We start from the raw sequence: 19,624 nt of genomic DNA on the forward strand, positions 1-19,624 counted from the left end.
ACCTTAACAAATAAACTGAGCTCTGCTTAGTAATTTTCTCTATCCCCCTATTTTACAAGCTTCTTTGTTAAATTCACTTGCAATAGGCCAGCTATTGACGCGTAAAGTTGCCTCGATTTAAGAAAAACATCAAGCTAGACATATTGGAATAATTTACATTATATAATTCATAAGCTTAACTATCTATTAAACAGAGTTCAGGTTAAATAGGCTATATAGCTTCAATTTAAGATTTCGTCACCTAGTTTTTCAGACATATATCTCCGCACTGTTTTCATTATTTTTATCCCTAAAAAATATAGTTTATTTAATGTATAAAAAACACACTTACACTAAGCTACTTTTAATAACACCATATCTTCTTGCATATAAATTCAACCTAAAGGCCTTTAAATTAGTGTTTTAGACATGATTACCGAATAGTTAGTCATTAAATTATCATGATAAAAAAGGGACTTTTTCGCATTAGATTTTCTAATGTAACTATTGCATTTTTTTTAGGTTGTCTAAATAAATCAAGACGATTAATATAGCTTTGTTTTCTGAGTTAGCGCAATGATGTTTTTTCTCTTACTCCCAAAGAGCTATCATTAACTAGATTACTCGAATCGATATTGACTATCTTTTCTCTCTGACATGTTTCTTGGAATTTAATTTCCTTCTATCAACTTGATATTTGAGTTGGCCCGCACTTAGTTTGCGGGCTTTTTTTTGTCTTTTTTTCGCGGAAAAGCGGTACTATGGCTACTTATTGCTGCCCGAGCACTTGCGCCGGTTCTATTTTTGTTGCTCGCCATGCAGGGTATATCGTTGCCAATAAGCTCATAATTAGCGCAGTGATAACAGTGGCATAAACATCTGTCGCATTTAAAACACTAGGTAAGTAGTCAATAAAATAGACATCGCCAGACAAAAACGTAATGCCCATCAATTGCTCTACAGTACTAATTATACCCGTAAGATTTAGGGCTAAATAAACACCGCATATAGCGCCTAATAGGCTGCCAACAACACCGTTAACCAAACCTTGAACAATAAACGTCAACATAATAGTTTTTGAACTTGCTCCCATGGTCTTTAAAATAGCGATATCACCTTGTTTTTCATTAACCGCCATGATTAAGGTTGAAACAATATTAAAACTCGCTACGGCTATGACCAACACTAAGACAATAAACATCACCATGCGCACCAATTGAATATCATTAAATAAATGTCCCTGGCTATGAGTCCAGTTATTAAGATAAACATAGTGATCAAAGTTATAAGCAACTTTTCGTGCAATTTTAGGGGCAGAAAAAACATCGGTAACTTTTAAGCGAATACTTTGTGTTTCATTAATTTTATATCCCATAACATCACTGGCCAAAGAAAGTGGAATATAAGCTAAAGTTTCATCTATTGTGCCACCAAATTTAAAAATACCGACAACTTCTACCTGTCGAGTGATTGGCGCTGAAAACATTTTTTTTACATCATTACCTCCCTCTGGCGGTGGTAATAGTAGCTGTATTTTATCACCGAGCTCTACGGAAAGTTTTTTCGCCACGCCACTACCAATAACAATGCTATTTTTATTTAACGCTGTGGCCATTAACCCTTGCCAATTACCAGCAATGATATAATTATCAATACTTGAAACTTTCTTTTCAAGTTGTGCATCGACACCACGAACTTCTATAGCCTTTAGCTTTAGACCATGTTGCAGCATTCCCGTCATTTTAATAACAGGTGCAGCCGCAATGACGTCAGGCTCAGTTTGTACTTTCTTAATACTTTCTCGCCAATCTTTTATTGGCTCATTAACACTGACTAACTCAACGTGCGGCACTATAGAAAGAAGCTTTTGAGATAACTCTCGTTCAAAGCCATTCATAGCGCTTAACACGACAATAAGAACCGTTACACCTAACGCAATACCAATGGTAGAAGAAGCGGAGATAAAGGCGGAAAAACCATTGCCGTGTCGACTGCGAACATAACGCCAGCCCAAAAAAAGACTTAACGGTTTAAACATGGCGTTCACTAACCTCAGATTTTATCTCAACTCTAGTCATGTCATTTATAACAGCTGATGCATGTTCACCGTCATCAGTTAGTGGTATTAATTTTCCTTGTACTAACTTTACTTGTCTATCCATGCGTTTAGCTAATACTAAGTCGTGAGTGACAATAACAAAGCTTGTATTAGCCGTATTATTTAAACTGCGAATTAATTGATAAATTTGCTCTGCAGTATCGCTATCTAAATTACCTGTAGGCTCATCAGCTAAAACCAAAGAGGGTTTAGTTACTAATGCTCGAGCAATAGCTACGCGTTGACGTTCGCCTCCTGATAATTGTGAAGGTCGGTAATTGATGCGATGAGACAAACCCACTTGATCGAGCATCTCTTTAGCCGCTAACAATGCTTGCTTTGGCTTTTTACCTTGGATCATTAAAGGCATAGCAACGTTTTCTTGTGCGGTAAACTCCATCATCAAATGATGAAATTGATAAATAAAACCAATATGTTGATTTCTAAATTTAGACCTTTCTTTGTCAGATAACTGGTGAATATCAATATCATTAATAAGCACGTGCCCAGAACTTGGGGAGTCTAAAGCACCAGCAAGGTGTAAAAAGGTACTTTTTCCGCAGCCAGAACTACCGACTACGGCGAGTAGCTCACCTTTATCAACGCTTAGCTCAAGATCATTTAATACTTTGGTTTCAATATCACCTTGTATATATGATTTTGAAAGTTGACGACACTGTAATACTTTACTCATTAATTTGTTGCCTTATTCATTTCGTAATACCTGTGCTGGCTCGGTTGTCGATGCTTGGTATGCCGGATAAAGTGTCGCCAGAAAACTCATTGCTAGTGCTGAAAAAATAATAGTAAACACGTCAACAAACTCAAGTTTGACCGGTAAATCTTGCATGCCAAAACCAAATAAGTGGACACCTATAACTAACATTATATCGTTCAAATTTAGGGCCAATACCACACCAAGAACTCCACCTAAGCTAACGCCCCATAAGCCATTAACCATACCTTGAGTTATAAATATTTTAACTACATCTATGCGCGCTAAGCCTAACGTTTGTAATATGCCAATTTCAGCTTGTTTTTCAACAACAACCATCACTAAGGCTGAAACAATATTAAATGCAGCAACGGCAACGATTAAACTTAACATTAACCACATCATGTTTTTTTCCATTTTCACGGCTGAAAACAGTGCCCCTTGGCTTTCATCCCAAGTACTAAAGCTAGCTGGGTTAAGCGTTTTACTTTGAGATGAATCATGCTGTTTTAGCTCAAGACTTTTCACGACTTGTTTCGCGTTAAAGGCATCATCTAAATAAAGGCGTAATTTATCAATACCATCACCTGTTCGTCTTAACAATTTAGCGCCATAACGGCTATCAACATAAACCATGGCATCATCAACTTGTGAACCAAGATGAAAAATACCCGCAATGGTAAAGACACGTTGTACCGGAATGCGCCCCATTGGAGTAAAAACACTTTTATTAGGTAAAACCAACCGCACTTCATCACCAAGCGTAACTTGAAGTTTATTGGCTAAGGATTGACCTATGACTAAGGAGTAACTTTGATTGGAGAGCATTTCCAAGCTGCCAGAAACCATATGAGTATTAATGATATTTGCTTGTTCATACTTGGGCATTATGCCTTGAACAAGCACGCCTTGAAGGCCCTTAGCTGATTGGATCAGCGCTTCACTTTCAAGAAAAGGTGTTACTTGAAGCACATGCGGCTGGGAAAGTAATGCTTCTCGTAAAACTGGCCAGCGCTTATTTTGCTTCGTACTAGCTTCTTTATCCGCCTTATTCTCAGTGAAATCACTCACAATTACGTGAGGAACGATACCTAAAATTCGTTTTTTCAATTCGCCTTCAAAACCATTCATCACGGACACAACCGTAATAAGAGAAGCGACTCCTAATAAAATACCAACAGTAGAGAAAAAAGTAATAAAAGAAACAAAGCCAGTATGGCTTTTGCTACGACTATAGCGTAGCCCGATGAATATACTAATAGGTTGAAACATTGAGGTATTATTATTTTATCTGGGACTGATTTAGAATACTATGTAGCATAACACAGTCATTATAATTGTCTGAGGTAAATAGCCGTGAGATATTTTTCGTTACAGTTCTCTCTCTTACAATAATTAATACGCTTTTATCTTATTGATAAAAGCACTACCTTCTATCTGGAAATAAATGATATGAATTCTCTTTCTCTTGAACAAAAATTAGCACAATATCATGAGTTTTTTGCCATTGAACATCAATTTTCAGTCAACATTATGGCCATTGATATCAATGAAACCAACAGTTTTGATCAGTTTGTCACTAATATTCCTATGCCATTTAAACTCGCTACCGATATGAGCGCAATAGATCAATCAGCATTAAGATCATTACAAAACCTAGGTAATAGCGCCGCTCAATTAGTTAATTTTCTTAATCAGCAATCACAAAAAATTGATTTACTTATTGGTTATATCTTGAGCCAACAAGATGAAGTACAACATAGGTACCGAGGATTGGAGTTTGGTGGTGGCGGTATTAAATTTATCACGGAAAAAAAATTTAATGTCGGTCAATTGCTTGAAGTCAAAATATTTATTCTAGAAAATAATTGTGCCATATATTGCTATGGTGAGGTAGTAGATGTTGAGTCAACGAATAAACAGTTTACTCATAAAGTTATCTTTCATTTTATCCAAGAAGAAGATAGAGAAGTATTAGTTCGTACCAGCTTACTTGAGCAATCTAAGCAACTACAAAAACTGGCTAAACTGCGTGATCAAGAAAATAAATAATACCACTCTACTTATCTTATAAATTCAAATAATAACTAAACACAAATTCTATTAATGGTTTGCTCTACTTCTTGTGCCGTTTGTTGCTGTAGCTCAGCATGAGCTGCGACAGAGCTTAAACCGCGGTTAATTTCATCACTTAATGATACAACCGTTAACATATTGTCATTAATAGATGACGTTGCAGTTTGTTGCGCTAGGGTACTACTGGCAATTTGTGATGTTAAGTTATCAACATCTTGAAAAGCTACGCCTATTTGGTCTAAAGCACTAACAACCTCAGCCGAGTAACTTAAAGAGTCTTGAGTTAACTTATGACCTCGGCTAATACTATTAACCGCATTGCTTGATTTAGCTTGTAGCCCTTCAACCATTGATTGTATTTCTACTGTTGACTGTTGCGTTCGGTGAGCTAATGCGCGAACTTCGTCTGCGACTACAGCAAAACCTCGTCCCTGATCTCCAGCGCGAGCAGCTTCTATCGCTGCATTTAAGGCCAGTAAATTTGTTTGGTCGGCAATGCCCCTGATCACGTCTAACACAGAGCCGATTCGAGCACTTTCTTCTTGTAATAAAGCAAGTTCTTTAGCCATGTCATCTACTTCACTAGCTACAGCTACAATGGTTTGCTGACTGGTATTAGATGAATTAACGCCATTTGCTAACGTTTCCATGACAGAACTTGTTGTTTCACTTACCTGCTCTGCAGTGTGAGATAAACTCGATGAGGTATTAGCGACATCCTCAATTGATTCTGCCATTTGAGTCATTTGCCCTGCGGTGTTTTCGACAAGCTTAACTGAGTCGGCCATCTGCAAAGACAATGAAGTAGAGCCCTGACGCAATATTTCAGCTTCTTGACGAATAACACTAACCACATCAGCTAGACCGACAATAAAATGGCTCAGTTCATTGGTGACTTGAGCAAGCTCATCATTGGCAAGATCAGTTATAGGCTCTGAAGGGGCTTCTTCAGTACTGACCACCATATCAAGATAGGTTTTTAGTTTTATTAGTCGGTTAGTTAATAATTTGGTGAAAAATAAATAACTAACGATGCTTTGTGATACAACTAAAAAACAAAAGAGTAATACTTGGGTAAAATGACTTACTGAACCACTAATAAAGAAAAGACTGATAATAAAAAAAATACCAATAACTAAATTTGGTATGAGGAGTTTTATCGATAATTTATTGAGCATACTATTTCTCTTTATTATTATTTGTAATGCGTATGAAAATTTCTATACAAAGCATTTTATATAATAGAATAAAATACCTGTATAGCTTTATTTTTGCTAGTATTTTAATCGAGGTTACTAATAAGGGTTATTCACATATATGTCATTAACAGCAATAATTATTACAGTACTTGCTCTCGGTATTATAATTGGCGGCATTTTTGTCTTAAAAAAGTCGGCACATAAGTTCAATTTAACAGCAGAGCAATTAGCAATTATTAAAAAACGTAATGAAGCACTAGATAAACAAGACAGAGATCAAGAGCAATAATAGTGCGGTGGCTAAATAGCATATTTGCTGCGATAGCTGTTAACTTCGGTATAAAGTCTTTATTAAGTGATAGCCAAACTTTGTTTTAATTGGTCCATGTACTTTCAACAAGGGTCTTTTAAAAACAACATCGTCAAAAGCTTTTACCATTTGTCCACGACGAAACTCGCCTAAATCACCACCCTTTTTCTTCGACGGACAAAGTGAATGCTTTTTTGCAAGCACGCCAAAATTAGCACCGTTATCAAGTTGTGCTTTTAAATCAGCCGCTTGTTTTTCCGTTTTTACTAGAATATGCAGCGCACATGCGTTTGCCATTGTTGTTTACTCATAAGATATCATTGTAATTATTATACTAGAGATATAATACCAGTTACCAATCAATATCGATGTTTCAGAGTGCTTGAGCTAATTCTATTCGGGGCACTGTCATGAAGTGGCATTAATCAGCGCCTAAATGATTTGATAAAATCACTTAATATAAAGCGTTGAAGAATCAAAACATAAAATGGTTGTACTTAAACTCTTTATGTTCGTAAAATAAAAATAAATAATCAGATACCTTTAGTAATTCATGGCATATCATTATAAATAATTACTTTTATTTACCTTTTTCATGACATAACATGTCATGAAATTTAACGACTCAATGTGACTTAGACCTATGACAGCAATACAACACCTGTTTGATAATAATAAACAATGGGCAGAAAAAAGAACGAAAGAAAACCCTGAATTCTTCAAAAGATTATCTGAACAGCAATCGCCAAAATACTTATGGATAGGTTGCTCAGATTCACGCGTACCGGCTAACGCACTTCTAGGTATGGATCCGGGAGAGGTTTTTGTACACCGTAATATTGCTAACCAGGTCATTCATACTGACTTAAATTGCTTATCCGTTATTCAATATGCTGTCGATGTATTAAAAGTACAGCATATTATTGTCTGTGGTCATTATGGTTGTGGTGGTGTTAGTGCCGCGCTTGACAACAAAAGTCATGGTTTAATAGACAATTGGTTACGTCACATAGAGGATGTTTACCGCTTCCATCAAGAAGAAATGGACCAGGTAACCGATGAAAAAGAACGTATTAACTTATTATGTGAACTCAATGTTATAGAGCAAGTAGCCAATATCTGTAAGACTACTACACTCGTTAACGCATGGGAAAATAATCAAGATATCACAGTGCATGGCGTAGTATACAATTTGCATGATGGTATTTTAAAAGACTTGAATGTGTCTGCTAATAGTAAATAAAGACTTGTTTTCGAAATAATACCAATTTATGAAAAACAAAAAGCCAACAAACTTACTCAGCTTGTTGGCTTTTTTATTGATTAGTGGCTACTAATTAATTATAAAACACCACGTTCCATTTGGTTTAACTCAATCGATTTAAATAAGGTTGAGAAGTTACCTTCACCAAAACCCTGATCGTCTACTCGCTGAATCATTTCAATAAAAATAGGACCAAATAAGTTCTTAGTAAAAATTTGTAATAAATAAGAATTTTCACTTTGGCTATCAATCAATATTTGATGCTTTTGGATACGTGCTTTATCTTCTTTTACCCACGGTACGCGATCAAATATTTCATCGTAATACTCAGGTACGATATTAAGTGTATCAATAATGGAGCTATCTAACTTATCGAGAGAGCCAACAAGATCGTCTGTAATAAACGCTAAATGTTGTACGCCAGGACCATTATATTCATCAAGATACTCATCAATTTGATTATTTGTACTGCCCTTACCTTCATTAATTGGAATACAGAATTTTCCACAAGGTGATGCAAGTGCATAAGAAATTAAAGCTGTTTTAACACCTTTAATATCAAAGTATCTCACCTCAGTAAAACCAAAAACGTCTTTATAAAAATCAGCCCATTTATGCATAGTGCCTTGATAAACATTATTGGTTAAATGGTCTACCGCTAAAAAGCCTTTATCTTCAACTAATACTGGCTCTGCAATATCTTCAAAGTCGGTATCATATATTAAACCTTTGTTAATACCCGTTTTTGAAAAGTTCTCGATGAAATAGATAAGGCTGTCGCCAATACCATAAATAGCGGGATACGGAAGTTTATTTTCTTCATTTACAGCAGATTTCGCTCCACGTTTAACCGCTTCAGTAAAGGCAAAATCAGCATCTTCAACACGCCAGCCCATAGAGCAAATAGCAGGACCATGACTTTTAGCAAACTCTTTAGAAAAACCAGCTTTTTCTTTATTTAATAAAAAGTGAATATCATTTTGATTAAAGTACTCAACATCACGCCCTTTCATTTTTTTAGTTTTAGAAAAACCAAAACCATAGAAAGCTTTTTCCATAAAGTCGGAGTCTGGTGTAGCGTATTCAGTAAACTCAATACCACATAATTTTAGCGGGTTTTTACTATCAGTCATTGTTATCTCTCTTCTATTCAATTTTTGTCTTAAAGCTATTATCAAGGGCAATTGAACGAAGAGAAAGTCCTCATAGTACAAGGCTAAAAACAAGGTTGTAACATAAGTTGTACGAGTGTTAGTCTAAAAAAATAGCAGACTGCTAACAAGGCTATACTATGGCTCGCAGCTGAGTGTAAACAAATATTAACACCTTACTGATAGACAGAGAAAATAGGATACATTTAGCTAAGTATAATCTTATAGGAGCAATTACAGTTCTCTGTCTATATTGATATTGCTGCGATTAATTAGAAAATCGTCGTTTAATTTGAAATAACAGAGTTGATCTAACCCTGTGTTTTCTTGCCAATTACAATTTAATTCTATCTATTTCTTAGCAAAATCAGCCAGAACAACTAACCTTAAAATATAGCAAGTGCTTTTTACTTTACCTTTACAAGCTGTTAGGTGCTGGCTGTTACTAATCTTATCTTAATGGATAGCATTGTGTTCTTTTGGAGGTAGTTATGAGTATTTTTCAACATTATCAAACGCGCTATGAACAAGCCCAACAAGAAGAGTTTGGCTTACAAGAATTCTTAACTATTTGTAAAGACGATAATTTAGCTTACGCTAGTGCATCAGAACGTCTACTTTCTGCCATTGGTGAGCCTGAAATGGTAGATACCGCGACAGATCCTAGCCTTAGTAGAATATTTTCCAATAGAGTTATTAAGCGCTACCCAGCTTTTGTTGACTTTTACGGTATGGAAGAAGCCATTGAGCAAATAGTGTCTTATTTAAAACATGCTTCACAAGGATTAGAAGAGCATAAACAAATTTTATATTTATTAGGCCCTGTAGGCGGGGGTAAATCCTCATTAGCTGAAAAGCTAAAGTCTCTAATGCAACAAGAGCCAATTTATGTATTAAGTGCAAATGGTGTCCGTAGCCCCGTTAATGATCATCCTTTTTGCCTATTTGATGCCAATACAGACGGAAAAATTCTTAAAGATGAATATAATATTCCTGCTAGGTACTTAAAAAACATCATCTCTCCATGGGCTGCAAAACGCTTACATGAATTTAAAGGGGATATTGCACAATTTTCCGTTGTAAAAGTTTACCCTTCTATTTTAGATCAAATTGCCATAGCTAAAACCGAGCCTGGTGATGATAACAACCAAGATATTTCGGCTCTTGTTGGTAAAGTAGATATTAGACAGCTTGAACATTTTGCTCAAAACGATGCTGATGCTTATAGTTATTCCGGTGCTTTGTGTCGAGCTAATCAGGGCTTAATGGAATTTGTTGAGATGTTTAAAGCACCGATTAAAGTGCTACACCCATTACTAACTGCCACTCAAGAAGGTAACTATAACCCGACTGAAGGTCTGTCAGCTTTACCTTTTAACGGAATTTTACTTGCTCATTCAAATGAATCAGAATGGCAGACCTTTAGAAACAACAAAAACAATGAAGCATTTTTGGACCGTGTCTATATTGTTAAAGTGCCTTATTGTATGCGAGTTTCAGAAGAAGTTAATATTTATAAAAAGCTATTAGAGCACAGTGAATTAAAAACGGCGCAATGTGCGCCAGATACCTTAGATATTCTTGCGCAATTCTCTGTATTATCTCGTTTAAAAGACCCTGTTAACTCAAGCATTTATTCTAAAATGCGAGTTTACGATGGTGAGACACTTAAGGATACCGATCCAAAAGCAAAATCCTACCAAGAATATCGTGACTATGCAGGCATTGATGAAGGCATGTCAGGGCTATCGACCCGTTTTGCTTTTAAAATTTTATCTCGGGTGTTTAACTTCGATAGTGTTGAAGTTGCGGCAAACCCTGTTCACTTATTCTATGTTTTAGAACAACAAGTTGAACGAGAACAACTACCCAAAGAAATCACCGAACGCTATTTAGAGTTCATCAAAGGCTATTTAACACCTCAATATATAGAGTTCATTGGCAAAGAAATTCAAACAGCTTATCTAGAGTCCTACTCTGAATATGGTCAAAATATTTTCGACCGCTATGTCACTTATGCCGATTTTTGGATTCAAGACCAAGAATATAGAGATGCTGAAACAGGTCAATTATTTGATCGACAATCACTCAATGATGAATTAGAGAAAATTGAAAAACCAGCTGGCATTAGTAACCCTAAAGATTTCCGTAATGAAATCGTGAATTTTGTTTTGAGAGCAAAAGCCAATAACAATGGTAAAAATCCTGTCTGGACAAGTTATGAAAAACTTAGGACTGTTATTGAGAAAAAAATGTTTTCTAATACAGAAGATTTACTACCTGTCATTTCTTTTAATGCTAAAACATCAACAGATGACCAGCAAAAACATGATGACTTTGTTAAACGTATGATGACAAAAGGCTATACCCAAAAACAAGTTCGTTTATTATCTGAATGGTATCTACGGGTTAGAAAGTCTTCTTAAGTCGTATCTCTTACGAAAAAGGATATATATCCGTCACCATTCAAAGTACCAATTTTAGTGGGGATTGTAATAAATCAAAACCTATGAAATAGGTATATTTATTGGTAGCGGGTATAAATAAAAGAGATAAGGAAAACCTATGGCCAACTTTATTGATAGACGCCTGAATAGCAAAAATAAAAGTACGGTGAACCGTCAACGCTTTTTAAGACGATATAAAAACCAAATTAAAAAGTCTGTTTCTGAAGCAATAAATCAGCGTGGCGTGACCGATATTGATTCCGGTGAAAACATTATTATTCCAAAGAGAGACTTATCAGAGCCTACATTTCACCAAGGTGATGGCGGCATAAAAGATAGGGTTCATCCCGGTAATGACCAGTTTACTACGGGTGATAGAATTCCTCGCCCACAAAAAAAACAGGGGCAAGGCGCTGGCGAAGGTGATGCGAGCGATAGTGGCGAAGGTGAAGATGAATTTACTTTTTCAATTTCGAAAGAAGAGTATTTAAATCTTCTTTTTGAAGATCTAGAGTTGCCCAATCTTGAAAGAAATCAATTAGACAAGCTAATCGAGTATAAAACGGTGCGAAGTGGTTATTGTGCTGAAGGCGTTGCTTCAAATATCGATATTGTTAAATCACTTCAAGGCTCAATTGCTCGTCGCATAGCGATGACGGCCTCAAAGCGGAAAAAGCTTAAAGTACTTGAAGAAGCCCTATTGGCTTTAAATAATGATAAACACGATAATATTCAACAAAAACGGGATTTGATTGCTGAAATTGAAACCATAAAAGGCAAGATAGCTAAGGTTCCATTCATTGATACTTTCGACTTACAATTTCGTAATTATGCCAAGCAAGCGGTGCCAACTTCAAAAGCGGTTATGTTTTGCTTAATGGATGTATCCGGTTCAATGGACCAAGCAACAAAAGAAATGGCGAAACGTTTTTATATTTTACTCTATTTATTTCTTAGCCGTACTTATAAGAATATTGATGTGGTTTATATTAGGCATCATACTCAGGCTAAAGAGGTTGATGAGCAGGAGTTCTTTTATTCACAAGAAACGGGCGGAACCATTGCATCAAGTGCTTTAGAGCTTATGAATAACATAATCACTGAACGCTATAATGATAATCAGTGGAATATTTATGGTGCCCAGGCATCAGATGGTGATAATTGGGCCGATGACTCCCCCCAGTGTAAGGCAATATTAGAACAACAAATATTACCTAAAAGCCGCTATTTCAGTTATATCGAAATAACCCAGCGAGCCCACCAGACATTATGGAAGCACTATCAAGAGGTGGAGGAGACTCACGCTAACTTTGCTATGCAACATATTAAATCTGTTGCTGATATTTACCCTGTGTTTAGAGAGCTTTTCAAAAAAAACACAAAGAGTGCCGCTTAACAGAAACTTTTAACTAAAATAAGTGGGTGATTAATGACTAATAAAAATAATAGTGCTGAAGCTATTCATAAAGCAAAAGTAACTCCATTAGATGATACACCTGATTGGACTTTTGACTTACTTGGACAATATCAACACGAAATAGCTAGAGTTGCTGACTTTTATCGTTTAGATACCTATACCAATCAAATAGAAGTGATCACTGCCGAACAAATGATGGATGCCTATGCAAGCGTAGGTATGCCCATTGGTTATAGTCATTGGACGTTTGGTAAGAAATTTATTCAAACAGAGCAGAACTATAAGCGGGGCCAAATGGGCTTAGCTTATGAAATAGTTATAAACTCAAGTCCTTGCATATCTTATCTTATGGAAGAAAACACCTTGACCATGCAAGCCTTAGTAATGGCGCATGCCTGTTATGGTCATAACTCCTTTTTCAAAGGGAATTATTTATTTAAGTCTTGGACTGATGCTAGTTCTATTATCGATTACTTATTATTCGCAAAAAAATATATAGCACAATGCGAGCAAAAATACGGTATTAGTGAGGTAGAAGAAACATTAGATGCTTGTCATGCATTAATGAGTCATGGGGTTGATCGCTATAAAAGACCACAAAAGATATCATTAGATGAAGAACTAAAAAGGCAGTCTGAGCGAGCCGAATATCTACAATCGCAAGTAAACGCACTCTGGCGTACGGTGCCAAAAAAAGAACAACAGGAAAATGAAAAAAAATATATCTTCCCTAAAGAGCCTCAAGAAAATATTTTATACTTCATTGAAAAAAATGCACCTCTGTTACAGCCGTGGCAAAGAGAGATAGTAAGAATTGTAAGAAAAATTTCTCAATACTTTTATCCTCAAAAGCAAACGCAAGTAATGAACGAAGGTTGGGCATGTTTTTGGCACTACACTATTTTAAATCACTTATACGATGAAGGCTTAGTAACAGATAAATTTATGCTGGAGTTTTTACACAGTCATACCAATGTTGTTGCACAGCCGGAATACAATAGTAAATTTTATTCCGGGATAAACCCTTATGCTTTAGGCTTTAATATGTTCATTGATATTAGGCGTATCTGCGAGCATCCCACGGAAGAAGATAAAGAGTATTTTCCCGAAATAGCTGGGAGTAACTGGGTGGATACCGTGCATTTTGCCATGGAAAACTTTAAAGATGAAAGTTTTATCAGCCAATATTTATCACCCAAACTAATACGTGATTTTAAGCTGTTTCACATCCATGATGATAGCGATAATAATTATGTTGAAATTGGCGCTATTCATAATGAACAAGGATATAAGAAAGTTCGTCACAATCTCGCCAATCAGTATAACCTGAGTAATATCGAGGTAAATATTCAAATAGTTGATGCTAATATAGATGGTGACAGAGCGTTAACCCTCAGATATACACCACACAACGATGTAGAGCTAGGGAAGTCAAAAGACGAAGTATTAAAACATCTACATTATTTATGGCACTTTGACGTTAAGATTATCCAAGAAACTAAATCAGGGGAGGACAAAGTGATTGCCAGCTGCCCACAAAAAAAGAAAGACGATTAATACCAATAGGATTAATCATCTTTCTTTACATTTATAAGGGATATTTCAATTACTAGTCTTCAGATAACTCTTTTAATACATCATCCTTTAATTCACTCCAAAGCGCGCCGGAGTCAATACCGTATTTTCGTACTGCGAATATAGCACCATCAAAATCATTAGCTTGAGCCAATTCTATTAACGCTTGGTAATAAGCTTTCGTTATTTCACGTCCTCTAGGATGAGCAAAATATAAATTACCAATTCGTGAATGCAACCCACTCAAACCATTGAGTATTAATAGATAGATTGAATTTCCTGAGGCAACAACCAAATCTTTATTTAGCTGGTAATCAAACAAGGAAAAAGCTTCACCTGTGTCTTCAATATTCAGATAACCCTTGAGGTTTTCGATTGTTTTTTCGGGATTATTTTTTATTGCGCCACGGATATATATAGCACTGATATTGGTGCGTGCTGATAATAGGTTATCAACTAAATCAGGAATGCCATCTTGATCTAATTGTGCCAACGTTTCCAGGATATTTAAACTCGATGTTTCCCAAAAATTATTTACTTTAGTTGGCTTACCATGTCGGATAGTTAACCAGCCATCTCTGGCTAATCGTTGTAATACTTCTCTAAGTGTAGTTCGAGTGACCCCTATAAGTTCAGAGAGTTCACGCTCGGCAGGCAATATAGATCCAGGAGGAAAACCACCATTCCAAATAGATTCAACGATATATTGTTCCGCAAATCCTGCTGGGCTTTTAGCTTTAATGACCATTGACTATAGTTACCTGATAATATGAATAAGGATTGATTTCCGAACAGATTGTACCAGAAGTAGACTTATGTACAAGAGTGATAAAGCTACAAACACCTTGGATATTACCACTTAGATTAAGATTTCAGCGTAACTAAAGAGTCTATAGAGCTTTCAATAAGCTTTTTCAATCGTACGACAGTGATTTTTATCAAATGTCAGACACGATAATTACAGATACATGAAGTATTTTAGTGAAAAAGGAGCCTGTGAGTGAACACCTCAGATTAAATCTAGTGCTTGGCTACAATTAACAAACTACAGTTTGCTTGTTATAAATCAAACTGATGGTTGTTATCAATAAAATCAATACAATTCAACAGCATTTTTGTGTCAATTAGTAAAAAATTTGTTAGTATTCAAGCCGAATAATAATTGCTAAATTAGCATATAACTTTACATTCCATTTAGAGAATAACATGAAACCACTTGTATACGTTTTACTGGCGTTATCAGCAGTGCTTTTTCCAAGCATGGCTTTTGCCTCAGAGGCAGCACACCAGAGTATCGATTTGACCAATCATTGGATAGGCTATACCGCTATTGCTATTTTTGTTTTAGCCTACACCCTAGTTATTTTAGAAGAACAATTACATTTAAGAAAATCAAAACCAGTATTACTTGCTGCAGGCCTTATTTGGATTTTAATTGCTGCATATTATAGCGCTAACGGTATGCCCCATGCGGCAGAAGTAGCTATTCGCCATAATTTTCTTGAGTATGCAGAGCTATTTTTCTTCTTATTAGTTGCCATGACTTATATCAATGCGCTGTTAGAGCGAGATGTTTTTAATTCACTTCGTGACTGGTTAGTACAAAAAGGCTTCAGCTATAGAGCTCTATTTTGGATAACAGGTATTTTAGCGTTCTTTATTTCTCCTATAGCAGACAACCTTACAACGGCATTAATCATGTGTGCTGTGGTACTAGCTGTTGGCAAAGATGAACCGAAATTCATTGCAATGAGCTGCATAAACATTGTTGTTGGTGCAAACGCTGGTGGTGCATTTAGCCCATTTGGTGACATCACTACGTTAATGGTTTGGCAAAAAGGTATGGTTCAATTTTCTGAATTCTTCCACCTCTTCTTACCCTCTGTTGTAAACTTTGTTATACCTGCGTTTATTATGCAGTTCTTTTTACCTACTGGTAAACCAAATTCAACCTCAAGCGAAATAACACCAATCAAAAAAGGTGGTTTAACCATCGTTGGTTTATTTATATTAACTATTATTACTGCCGTATGTTTCCATAACTTCCTACATTTACCTCCTGTATTTGGCATGATGCTAGGTTTAGCTTATTTGAAATTCTTTGGTTATTACATTCGTAGATCTGGCCAAGGTGAAATCGACCATTCAGATCTACCAACTAGCCATAAAATTGAAGATGACTTTGATATTTTCGATAAAATAGCCAAAGCAGAATGGGACACCTTATTCTTCTTTTATGGTGTTATCCTTGCTGTTGGTGGTTTAGGCTTCCTTGGTTACCTTGGTATGGCATCAGAATTCATGTACGGTGAATTGGGTGCTACCAACGCCAACATTTTAGTGGGTCTATTATCTGCCATTGTTGACAACATCCCGGTCATGTTTGCAGTATTAACAATGAACCCTGAAATGTCGCACACTCAGTGGTTATTAGTAACATTAACAGCGGGTGTTGGTGGTAGTCTATTATCTGTCGGCTCTGCTGCCGGTGTTGCATTAATGGGTCAAGCAAGAGGGTATTATACTTTCTTCAGTCATCTAAAATGGACTCCAGTGATAGCCCTAGGTTACGCTGCCAGTATTTATGTGCACTTACTGATAAACTAATAACCCGTAACAAGTTATTACATAAATAATGTAAGCTTAAAGCAAAGAAATACTCAATCGGTTATTTCTTCATGCTACCCTTAAAAAGCTTCTAGTTTGCTAGAGGCTTTTTTATTGAAAATTTTCGAGGATCTTTCGTGAACTACTTAAGCAATATAACTACCAGCCAAAGGCCATGGCTATTACTGGCAGCCTCCGCATTGGGTCTAGAGCTATCCGCTTTATATTTCCAGTATGTACTAGGTCTAGCCCCTTGTATCATGTGTGTCTATCAACGGCTTGCTATTTTGACTCTTTTTTTCGCTGGTGCTATTGGCACTATAGGACATAAAAATATACTTGCTAGAACTTTGGCTTATGCTTTATGGGCCACTAGCGCAATTTGGGGACTTATCATTGCGTTAGAGCATGTTGAAATGCAAAAAAATAGCGGCTCACTGTTCTTTAGTTGTGAATTTATACCTAACTTCCCTACTTGGGCTCCTCTACATGAGTGGATCCCATTTTTATTTGAAGCTACCGGGGATTGTGGCGAGATAAGTTGGCAATTTTTCAATTACAGCATGCCACAGTGGATGGTTGTTGTTTATTCATTATATACCGCGGTGTTCGCCCTAGTGTTTATCAACCGTCTCGCTTGTGCAAAAAAACCATAAATCCAGTAGCAATCAAAATTATAAGAGAATACGCTATTCTTAATTATTAGTGTATTCTCTTCTTTTACAGTTTTATTGTGGAGTATTGTAATTGCCAACATTTTACTTAACCCTCCTCTCCCTTCTATTAGTTACTTTTAGTGCATTCACTGTAAATGCTAAATCTGAAAAAATAGAATCTGCTCAAGTAAAAAATATAAAACTAGGTATGTCTAATGCCCTTAGTGGTCCAACGTCCGACTTAGGCAAAGAGCTAAAAAAAGGTGCAAACACCTATTTTAGTCACCTAAATAAACATGGAGGCATACATGGTAGATCTGTTGAAATTATTAGCCTCGATGATGGTTATGAACCACATAACACCGTAATAAATACCAAGAAACTTATTGATGAGCAAGTATTAGCGTTATTTGGTTACGTTGGTACTCCTACCTCTTACGCTATAATGCCCATAATAATCAAAAGTAAAATCCCCTACCTTATGCCATTTACTGGCGCCGACTTCTTACGAACACCTGTAAATGCTAATATATTTAACTTACGAGCGAGTTATTACCAAGAAATAGAGGCCCAGATTGAGTACTTAATAACCGTAAAAAAATATAATAAAATAGCCCTAGTAATTCAAGCTGATGAGTTTGGCTTAACGGCACAAAGAGCTATTAATAAAATACTCAGCAATAAAAAACTAGCAACCGTGCTTACTACTCGTTACCGAAGAAATAGTAATGATATTAAAGCTGCGTTAACCCAATTGGCTGCGCAACCTCTAGATGCTGTTATTTTTGTTGGTACCTATCAACCCTTTATACACTTGATAAATTTAGCTCATCAACAAGATTTAGATGTATTGTTTACCAGTCTTTCATTTATTGGCAGTCATAATTTACTCAATCAAATACCATTCTCTAGTAGAGTTCTCTTAAGTGAAGTGATGCCCGAACCTAATGATTGTAATTGGCAACTATGCCAACAATTTATAACGGATATGAGAAGCGCTGGCCATACAGAGTTAAATAGAATCCAGCTAGAAGGTTATTTAAACGCCTTTGTTTTTAGCCAAGTAGCTAAACAGTGCAAAGGTAACTTAAGTAGACAATGTCTATTAAAGCAGTTTGAGCAGTTTAGCTATCAAGATAATACTCTAAACATTAGTTTTAGACGTGATAATAACCAAGGTGTACAGCAAGTCTATTTTTCTTTTAGTAAAGCCATTAAAAATTCTGTACTAACGTCTTCCCTTACTCACTGACCATGTTTCAAAAATAGCGGCACTAATCACTAATAGCCCCCCGATCATCGTTAATATGTCAGAACGTTCATGTAAAAGTAAAAATGCTAACACGCTGCCGTACAGTGGCTGTAAACAAGAGATTAACCCTGCTGTTGTGGCCGATAAATGCCGTAAACTCGACGCAAATAAAGCGTGAGGTATTGCGGTAAAAACCATCCCTACTAATAAAAGCAATAACCAATCACTCTCTGTTACCTGGCTTGGCGGTACCTCAACAAAAAGACACAGCATCAAACAGGCAACTAATGTTTGATACAACATAGTATGAGGTCCAGAATAATGAGAAAAATAATTTTTATGAAGGATGTTTCTTAATGCAAAAAATACTGCTGAAATGATTCCGGTTACAATACCTAACGTTATTTGATTACCAAAACTAACTTCTGGTATTAACAATACAATACCGATAACAACCATTAACGCCGTAATCATGTCTTTTACTTTCGGAACAGTTTTATTAAATAATGGTTCAATAAAAACGGTGATAACGGGATAAGTAAAGAAAGCTATGATGCCAACAGTGACCCCTGCCATTTGCATTCCTGCAAAATAAGTTACCCAATGTATGCCGACTACACACCCTAACAAGATGGCGATACCATAGTCTTTCATACTTGCTAAGGTAAGCTGTTTTTTTTGTAACGTTAATAGAACAAACAGTGCTAAGGCGGCTATACCCGTTCGATAAACGGTAATATCAAGGGCAGGTAAACCAATAAGTTTAGAAAATAGCGCAGTACCGCCGAAGAGGAATACTGCGATGTGTAAATAAAGCAAGCTTTGCTGTTCAGCTTTAATTAGAGAGAACGTTTGGGAGGTACTTTTCATCATGAACG

At 36.2% G+C, this 19,624-nt stretch carries 17 protein-coding genes; 9 read left to right on the plus strand and 8 right to left on the minus strand.

Features of this window, described 5'->3' with window-relative positions; genetic code table 11:
- Nucleotides 1-748 precede the first annotated feature (748 nt).
- From lolE to CXF71_RS06495, 3 genes are read right to left on the minus strand one after another with little or no spacing between them, the layout of a single operon-like run.
- Entirely contained in the window at nucleotides 749-2,017 is a 1,269-nt protein-coding gene (gene lolE, locus CXF71_RS06485) for a lipoprotein-releasing ABC transporter permease subunit LolE (protein ID WP_101232142.1), read from the minus strand.
- Nucleotides 2,010-2,771 carry a lipoprotein-releasing ABC transporter ATP-binding protein LolD gene (lolD, locus tag CXF71_RS06490; protein WP_101232143.1) on the minus strand — a complete coding sequence of 254 codons (762 nt, stop codon included), beginning with the start codon at nucleotides 2,769-2,771 and terminating at the stop codon, nucleotides 2,010-2,012. Before lolD ends, lolE begins: the two co-directional genes overlap by 8 nt.
- Before the next feature lie 12 nt (nucleotides 2,772-2,783).
- A complete protein-coding gene (locus CXF71_RS06495; protein WP_101232144.1) occupies nucleotides 2,784-4,064 on the minus strand; it encodes a lipoprotein-releasing ABC transporter permease subunit in 1,281 nt (426 codons plus the stop codon).
- A 180-nt stretch (nucleotides 4,065-4,244) separates the two neighbouring features.
- Between CXF71_RS06495 and CXF71_RS06500 the strand changes: the two genes are divergently transcribed.
- Nucleotides 4,245-4,844: a PilZ domain-containing protein gene (locus tag CXF71_RS06500; protein ID WP_101232145.1), complete on the plus strand. Its 600-nt coding sequence runs from the start codon at nucleotides 4,245-4,247 to the stop codon at nucleotides 4,842-4,844.
- A gap of 35 nt (nucleotides 4,845-4,879) precedes the next feature.
- On the opposite strand, the gene CXF71_RS06505 is transcribed toward CXF71_RS06500, so the two are convergent.
- On the minus strand, nucleotides 4,880-6,046 hold the full coding sequence (locus CXF71_RS06505; RefSeq protein WP_101232146.1) for a methyl-accepting chemotaxis protein: 1,167 nt from the start codon (nucleotides 6,044-6,046) through the stop codon (nucleotides 4,880-4,882).
- Between the two features lie 139 nt (nucleotides 6,047-6,185).
- Between CXF71_RS06505 and CXF71_RS06510 the strand changes: the two genes are divergently transcribed.
- The gene (locus CXF71_RS06510) at nucleotides 6,186-6,356 is read left to right on the plus strand and encodes a DUF2897 family protein (RefSeq protein WP_101232147.1); all 171 of its coding nucleotides are present in this window, start codon (nucleotides 6,186-6,188) and stop codon (nucleotides 6,354-6,356) included.
- A 39-nt stretch (nucleotides 6,357-6,395) separates the two neighbouring features.
- Here the strand turns inward: CXF71_RS06510 and ppiC are convergent, their stop codons facing one another.
- Nucleotides 6,396-6,674 carry a peptidylprolyl isomerase PpiC gene (gene ppiC, locus CXF71_RS06515; protein ID WP_101232148.1) on the minus strand — a complete coding sequence of 93 codons (279 nt, stop codon included), beginning with the start codon at nucleotides 6,672-6,674 and terminating at the stop codon, nucleotides 6,396-6,398.
- Between the two features lie 346 nt (nucleotides 6,675-7,020).
- On the opposite strand from ppiC, the gene can reads away from it, so the two are divergent.
- Nucleotides 7,021-7,620, plus strand: coding sequence for a carbonate dehydratase (gene can, locus CXF71_RS06520; RefSeq protein ID WP_101232149.1), 600 nt, complete (start codon nucleotides 7,021-7,023; stop codon nucleotides 7,618-7,620).
- A gap of 98 nt (nucleotides 7,621-7,718) precedes the next feature.
- Here can and hppD read toward each other — a convergent pair whose 3' ends face one another.
- Nucleotides 7,719-8,774, minus strand: a complete 1,056-nt coding sequence (gene hppD / locus CXF71_RS06525) for a 4-hydroxyphenylpyruvate dioxygenase (RefSeq protein WP_101232150.1) — start codon at nucleotides 8,772-8,774, stop codon at nucleotides 7,719-7,721.
- A 509-nt stretch (nucleotides 8,775-9,283) separates the two neighbouring features.
- On the opposite strand from hppD, the gene CXF71_RS06530 reads away from it, so the two are divergent.
- The 3 genes from CXF71_RS06530 to CXF71_RS06540 all read left to right on the plus strand — a co-directional run bounded on the left by CXF71_RS06530 (nucleotide 9,284) and on the right by CXF71_RS06540 (nucleotide 14,213).
- Nucleotides 9,284-11,218, plus strand: coding sequence for a PrkA family serine protein kinase (locus CXF71_RS06530; RefSeq protein WP_101232151.1), 1,935 nt, complete (start codon nucleotides 9,284-9,286; stop codon nucleotides 11,216-11,218).
- A gap of 139 nt (nucleotides 11,219-11,357) precedes the next feature.
- On the plus strand, nucleotides 11,358-12,635 hold the full coding sequence (locus CXF71_RS06535) for a YeaH/YhbH family protein (protein WP_101232152.1): 1,278 nt from the start codon (nucleotides 11,358-11,360) through the stop codon (nucleotides 12,633-12,635).
- Between the two features lie 33 nt (nucleotides 12,636-12,668).
- The gene (locus tag CXF71_RS06540; protein WP_232771401.1) at nucleotides 12,669-14,213 is read left to right on the plus strand and encodes a SpoVR family protein; all 1,545 of its coding nucleotides are present in this window, start codon (nucleotides 12,669-12,671) and stop codon (nucleotides 14,211-14,213) included.
- Between the two features lie 52 nt (nucleotides 14,214-14,265).
- Here the strand turns inward: CXF71_RS06540 and fadR are convergent, their stop codons facing one another.
- The gene (gene fadR / locus CXF71_RS06545; RefSeq protein ID WP_101232153.1) at nucleotides 14,266-14,979 is read right to left on the minus strand and encodes a fatty acid metabolism transcriptional regulator FadR; all 714 of its coding nucleotides are present in this window, start codon (nucleotides 14,977-14,979) and stop codon (nucleotides 14,266-14,268) included.
- Between the two features lie 458 nt (nucleotides 14,980-15,437).
- Here fadR and nhaD point away from each other — a divergent pair, with 458 nt between their 5' ends.
- From nhaD to CXF71_RS06560, 3 genes are all read left to right on the plus strand, one after another.
- Nucleotides 15,438-16,838, plus strand: a complete 1,401-nt coding sequence (gene nhaD, locus CXF71_RS06550) for a sodium:proton antiporter NhaD (protein WP_101232154.1) — start codon at nucleotides 15,438-15,440, stop codon at nucleotides 16,836-16,838.
- Nucleotides 16,839-16,975: 137 nt separating this feature from the next.
- On the plus strand, nucleotides 16,976-17,494 hold the full coding sequence (gene dsbB / locus CXF71_RS06555; RefSeq protein WP_101232155.1) for a disulfide bond formation protein DsbB: 519 nt from the start codon (nucleotides 16,976-16,978) through the stop codon (nucleotides 17,492-17,494).
- 91 nt (nucleotides 17,495-17,585) lie between these two features.
- Nucleotides 17,586-18,746, plus strand: coding sequence for an ABC transporter substrate-binding protein (locus tag CXF71_RS06560; RefSeq protein ID WP_101232156.1), 1,161 nt, complete (start codon nucleotides 17,586-17,588; stop codon nucleotides 18,744-18,746).
- Here the strand turns inward: CXF71_RS06560 and CXF71_RS06565 are convergent.
- Entirely contained in the window at nucleotides 18,723-19,586 is an 864-nt protein-coding gene (locus CXF71_RS06565) for a DMT family transporter (protein ID WP_101232411.1), read from the minus strand. The genes CXF71_RS06560 and CXF71_RS06565 overlap by 24 nt on opposite strands.
- Nucleotides 19,587-19,624 lie beyond the last annotated feature (38 nt).

Source organism: Colwellia sp. 12G3 (genome assembly GCF_002836775.1).
Lineage (GTDB): Bacteria > Pseudomonadota > Gammaproteobacteria > Enterobacterales > Alteromonadaceae > Colwellia.